Annotated in this window: 5 protein-coding genes; 3 read left to right on the forward strand and 2 right to left on the reverse strand. The window is 43.0% G+C overall.

Features of this window, described 5'->3' with window-relative positions; translation table 11 throughout:
• Window positions 1–51: 51 nt before the first annotated feature.
• Window positions 52–666 carry a TetR/AcrR family transcriptional regulator gene (locus CDG77_RS33170; RefSeq protein WP_094333422.1) on the reverse strand — a complete coding sequence of 205 codons (615 nt, stop codon included), beginning with the start codon at window positions 664–666 and terminating at the stop codon, window positions 52–54.
• A gap of 149 nt (window positions 667–815) precedes the next feature.
• Between CDG77_RS33170 and CDG77_RS33175 the strand changes: the two genes are divergently transcribed.
• From CDG77_RS33175 to CDG77_RS33185, 3 genes are all read left to right on the forward strand, one after another.
• Entirely contained in the window at window positions 816–2,414 is a 1,599-nt protein-coding gene (locus CDG77_RS33175) for a M16 family metallopeptidase (protein ID WP_094333423.1), read from the forward strand.
• A gap of 79 nt (window positions 2,415–2,493) precedes the next feature.
• The gene (locus tag CDG77_RS33180; RefSeq protein WP_190234138.1) at window positions 2,494–3,978 is read left to right on the forward strand and encodes a M16 family metallopeptidase; all 1,485 of its coding nucleotides are present in this window, start codon (window positions 2,494–2,496) and stop codon (window positions 3,976–3,978) included.
• A gap of 270 nt (window positions 3,979–4,248) precedes the next feature.
• Window positions 4,249–4,890, forward strand: coding sequence for a Uma2 family endonuclease (locus tag CDG77_RS33185; RefSeq protein WP_094333425.1), 642 nt, complete (start codon window positions 4,249–4,251; stop codon window positions 4,888–4,890).
• 151 nt (window positions 4,891–5,041) lie between these two features.
• On the opposite strand, the gene rpmB is transcribed toward CDG77_RS33185, so the two are convergent.
• Window positions 5,042–5,278, reverse strand: a complete 237-nt coding sequence (gene rpmB, locus CDG77_RS33190) for a 50S ribosomal protein L28 (RefSeq protein ID WP_094333426.1) — start codon at window positions 5,276–5,278, stop codon at window positions 5,042–5,044.
• Window positions 5,279–5,401: the final 123 nt, after the last annotated feature.

Below are 5,401 nucleotides of genomic sequence, written 5' to 3' on the forward strand. Positions count from 1 at the left end.
GGATTGGGGATTGGGGAAACTACCCATTACCCAGTACCTAGTAAGCAGTCCCTAATCCTTAACTAAAACACCATTGAGGAAGATATCAGCGAGTCCTTCGGCCATTTCCTGCATTTGTTGAGGGGAAGCGTCAGGTTCGATGATGGTGTTGTTAGAAAAACCTGCGATCGCAAACATTCCTAAGAAAACTTTCGCAACTAGCTTTGCGTCCGTTTGGCGATAGATGCCTTTATCCATCGCTGTTTGAAAGAATGCTTCGCCGACATCAGTCATTTTGGTAATCACTTCTAATTGAATGCGATCGCGTAAATCGGGGTGAAACTGCACCTCCATAAAACAAACGCGCATCAAATCGGCATTTTTTTGAAAGTTCCACATCCGGCGACGCATCACTTGAGCTACGGCTTTATAACTGCCCATTTCACTTAATTCTGTCAGCAAATCTGTCAGAATTTCTACCCAGCCACTTGTGGCTACTTCTACTAAAATTGCTTTTTTATTGGGAAAATGACGAAATAATGTGCCTTCAGCTACACCTGCCGCCTGCGCTAAATCACGGGTGGTAGTACCATCAAATCCTTGAGAGGCAAACAACCGTTGTGCAGCCTGTAAAATCCGGGTGCGCGTCTGAGCCTCTGAGGGTGGGGAAGAATTAAAAACTCGCATAAAAGTTATGGTGATATTTGCGGAACACGATTTGTAGCATTATTGTCTAACGTCAAGTAAAAAAGCTCAACAAGCTTAATACAACATTAAGGTCTTTTTGCTCAGTATCCTGTTTCTCAGGTAGTGTAACTTTATCCTAATTTTTGCTTATGAACCAGATCGGTCGGTCAATTTTGGATTTATTACGGCGGTTGTTTGTCACTTTGTTGGCTTTGCTCGTCTTCTGGTGGGGATTACTACCAGAAATTGCTCTAGCTCAAACTCAAACAGCACCTCCTCAAGAAACCAAAACTCAAACTCCACCAGTTCAAAGTTCGATCCAACCTTATCTGGATCGAGTCATTAAACAGTTAACGGAGTTTCGTCTTGACAATGGTCTAAAATTCCTTGTCTTGGAACGACATCAAGCGCCTGTAGTTTCTTTTCTTACCTACGCAAATGTCGGTGGTGTGGATGAGCAAGATGGTAAAACTGGTGTAGCTCACTTTCTGGAACATTTGGCATTCAAAGGTACAACGCGCATTGGCACACAAGACTACAAAGCAGAAAAACCACTGCTAGAGAAATTGCAGCAGTTAGATACTCAAATTAAAGCAGCGAAAGCCGAAGGCAAAAAAGATGAAGCTGCGCGATTAGAAACTGAGTTCAAGGAAGTAGAATCACAAGCAGGTAAGCTTGTCAAGCAAAACGAATTGGGACAAATTGTCGAACAAGCGGGAGGTGTAGGTTTAAATGCCAATACTTCAACCGAAGCTACTCGTTATTTTTATAGCTTTCCTGCCAACAAGCTGGAACTTTGGATGTCGTTGGAGTCGGAACGATTTCTCGATCCGGTAATTCGTCGTGAGTTTTATAAAGAGAAAGATGTAATTTTAGAAGAACGACGGCTGCGGGTGGAGAATTCTCCCATTGGACAAATGGTGGAAAAGTTTATCGATACTGCTTATAAAGTCCATCCTTACAAGCGTCCGGTAATTGGTTATGACCAAGATATCCGCAATCTGACACCAGATGATGTCCAAAATTTCTTTGATACTCACTATGTACCAAGTAATTTAGCGATCGCAATTGTCGGAGATGTTAACCCGACTCAGGTGAAAAAACTCGCGCAAACTTATTTTGGCCGCTATAAAGCAAAAACGAAAGCTGTTGAACAAATCCCAGTGGAACCGCCACAAAAACAAACACGGGAAGTTACTGTACAACTACCTTCTCAACCTTGGTATTTAGAAGGTTATCATCGTCCGGCAATTACTCATCCAGATAATGCAGTCTATGAAATCATTGGCAGTTTATTAAGTGATGGGCGCACGTCGCGGCTATATAAGTCTTTGGTAGAAAAGCAGCGTTTGGCGTTAAATGCTCAAGGTTACAGTGGATTTCCTGGAGATAAATATCCAAACTTGATCTTTTTCTATGCTCTCACGGCTCCTGGTCATACAGTTGATGAAGTGGCGGTGGCTTTGCGTCAAGAGATTGACAAATTAAAAACTGAACCTGTAGCGGCGGTTGATTTGGAACGGGTGAAAACCCAAGCAAGGGCGGGTTTGTTGCGTACCCTCGATTCCAATATGGGGATGGCTCAACAATTATTGGAATATGAGGTGAAAACTGGCTCTTGGCGGAATTTGTTTAAGCAGTTGGATGACATTTCGGCGGTAACGACGGCTGATATTGCGCGAGTGGCGAAGGAGACTTTTACGCCGGGGAATCGCACGATTGGAAAGTTGTTGTCGAAGGAAGGATAAGAGAAACGAACCGCGAAGGGCGCAAAGGGCGCTAAGGAAGAGAGATATGCAGAGGTACAAGGTGAAGAGTAAAAGGCGGATGGTGTTGAAAATCAAAAATGGGAAGGGGTTAATTTATGCTTTGGTTGCTGTTTTTGCGTGTTTGCTTTTAAGTTGTAATTTTTCTCTGGCGGCTACGGCTGAGGCAAAGCATTATACTGAGTTGCAGCTACCAGCGCTACCTGAGATTAAGATACCGAAATATGAGCGGTTTGTTCTCCAAAATGGCTTGGTTGTCTATTTGATGGAGGATCATGAATTGCCGTTGGTGAATGGGACGGCGTTTGTGCGAACAGGGAATCGCTTGGAACCAATGGAGAAGGTTGGTTTAGCTGGTTTTACAGGTGGCGTGATGCGAACTGGGGGAACTAAGCAGCATTCGGCTGATGAACTCAATGAGATGTTGGAACAACGAGCGGCATCTGTTGAAGCTAGTATTGGTGAAGGTTCTGGTGGTGCTAGCTTTGATGCATTGAGTGAAGATTTAGAAACAGTGTTTGGGCTATTTGCCGAGGTGCTGCGATCGCCAGTATTCGCTCAAGAAAAGCTAGACTTGGCTAAGACACAAGCCAAAGGTGGCATTGCCCGTCGTAATGACAATCCAGATGGCATTGCTAGTCGAGAATTTAAGAAATTGATCTATGGGAAAGATAGTCCTTATGCTCGCACCATAGAGTATGCAACGGTGGATAAGGTTGAGCGTGAGGATTTGGTCAACTTTTATCAGCAATATTTCCACCCCAATAATATAATTTTGGGGATTGTGGGAGATTTTGACTCTAAGAAAATGCGATCGCTGATTCAAGCTAAGTTTGGCGATTGGAACCGCAACCCAGGTATTGCAAAACCGAAATTACCATCGGTTTCGCCAGCTAATACAGGTGGGGTGTTTTTTGTCAATCAGCCACAACTAACCCAAAGTAGCGTGCTTATCGGCCATTTAGGCGGACGGTTTGACAGTCCCGATTATGCCGCGCTGGATGTATTGAATGGAGTGTTAAATGGATTTGGTGGACGCTTATTTAATGAAGTGCGATCGCGCCAAGGTTTAGCTTACTCTGTATATGGCCAGTGGAGTCCCCGCTACGATTATCCTGGGATGTTTATCGCTGGTGGACAAACGCGATCGGATGCTACTGTGCAGTTTGTCAAAGCCTTACAAACTGAAATCAAGCGTACCCAAACTCAAAGAGTGACAGCAAAAGAACTGGCTTTTGCGAAAGAATCTACACTCAACTCCTTTGTATTCAACTTTCAAGATCCCAGCCAAACCTTATCAAGGTTGATGCGATACGAATATTACGGCTATCCGGCTGATTTTCTCTTTCGCTATCAAAAAGCCGTCGCCGCCACCACAGCTGCTGATGTGCAACGGGTAGCACGAGAATATCTCAAGCCAGAAAAGATTGTAACTCTAGTAGTCGGGAATCAAGCCGCCATTCAACCGCCATTGACGCAGCTAGCAGCAAAGGTGACACCAATAGATGTAACGATTCCTGGTTCGCCACCACAGGCGAAGAATTAATTATAAATTGCGATCGCAACCAATTTGTAGAGACGCGATTTATCGCGTCTGATTTATCGCATCTCTAGTCAAATCAAATAATTTGCTTCTTTATCGGGAAATGACTGAGGACAAATTGTAGTAACCAGTAGAAACTAAATCAGGAACCAAAACCTCTGGAATCCCCAGAGGTTTTTTCTTTAAGCAGTGATATAGCAGCAAAAATTGTCGCATCGCATTAATCAACTAGAGTAAGCTAAATTTAGGTATAAGCTACTGGGAGTGGAGATGATGTTGTTGGAATTAAAGCGCATCCATGTTCCACCAGGACAAAGAGTGTTATTGCGAGATGTAACCTGGCAGGAATTAGAAACAATTCTAGAGGATTTAGGGGAACATCGTGCAGCACGGATTGCTTATGACAGGGGAATATTGGAGATTATGGCACCACTGCCAGAACATGAAGACGACAAAGAAATTATTAGCGATTTAGTCAAAGCGCTTTTGGAAGAATTAGATATTGAGTTTAGATGTCTTGGTTCTACGACTTTCAAAAATCAAGCAATGGCTCAAGGTATAGAACCCGATCAGTGTTTCTATATCAAAAATGAATCTAAGATTCGCGGCAAGAAGCGACTAGATTTAACAGTAGATCCTCCTCCAGATTTAGTTCTAGAAGTTGATATTACTTCTCGCACTCATCCTAATATTTATGAAGCTTTAAAAGTACCTGAACTTTGGCGTTTTAATAAAGGAAAGCTCCAAATTAATGTTCTGCAAGATGAGCATTATATAGAGTCTCAGCAAAGCCTAAATTTTCCTAGATTTAACCTACTTGAGGCGATTCCCCAATATCTCAAGCAAAGTACAACAGCAGGCAGAAATTCAACGCTCAAAGCTTTTCGTCTTTGGATACAAACGCAGATAAAATAATTCGTAATTCGTAATTCGTAATTCGTAATTAATTTTGGGTACTGAACCGTCTAATTTCAGTCCTGTTTTGGTAGGGAACCAGGATGAACAGCGGCCAAAGCCGCTTATCCTGTATCCCGTACATAGTCTCAGGTTATGAAATCCAGACTACTTAGTAATGATTGAGGTTAATACCAGCTTCTTTTGCCATTGCGTCTAACCCTTTAATTTCTAGGGTTTTAATTGCTTTAGTAGAAAGCTTTAATTTTACCCAGCGATTTCCGCCTGCCCACCAAATACGCTTGTTTTGCAGATTGGCGTGCTGAAGGCGTTTTGTACGGCGGTGGGAGTGGGAAACAGCAAAGGCGTTATTTGCCTTCTTACCAGTTAGTTCACAGCGACGAGACATAGCAACTATCTCCAGATTGTTATTTTAATACAGCCTTTCCATTCTATGTCTTAGACAACAGAAGTGGAGAGAGGAGATGGGGATGAGGGGGATGAGGGGGAATTATTTAACAAGTTTCTTAGC

The organism is Nostoc sp. 'Peltigera membranacea cyanobiont' 213, assembly GCF_002245975.1.
GTDB lineage: Bacteria > Cyanobacteriota > Cyanobacteriia > Cyanobacteriales > Nostocaceae > Nostoc.

Excerpts from the sequence above, each read along its gene's own strand:
- rpmB (WP_094333426.1), bottom strand. The coding sequence starts at position 5,278 with ATGTCTCGTCGCTGTGAACTAACTGGTAAGAAGGCAAATAACGCCTTT.
- CDG77_RS33180 (WP_190234138.1), top strand. The coding sequence starts at position 2,494 with ATGGTGTTGAAAATCAAAAATGGGAAGGGGTTAATTTATGCTTTGGTT.
- CDG77_RS33175 (WP_094333423.1), top strand. The coding sequence starts at position 816 with ATGAACCAGATCGGTCGGTCAATTTTGGATTTATTACGGCGGTTGTTT.
- CDG77_RS33170 (WP_094333422.1), bottom strand. The coding sequence starts at position 666 with ATGCGAGTTTTTAATTCTTCCCCACCCTCAGAGGCTCAGACGCGCACC.
- CDG77_RS33185 (WP_094333425.1), top strand. The coding sequence starts at position 4,249 with ATGTTGTTGGAATTAAAGCGCATCCATGTTCCACCAGGACAAAGAGTG.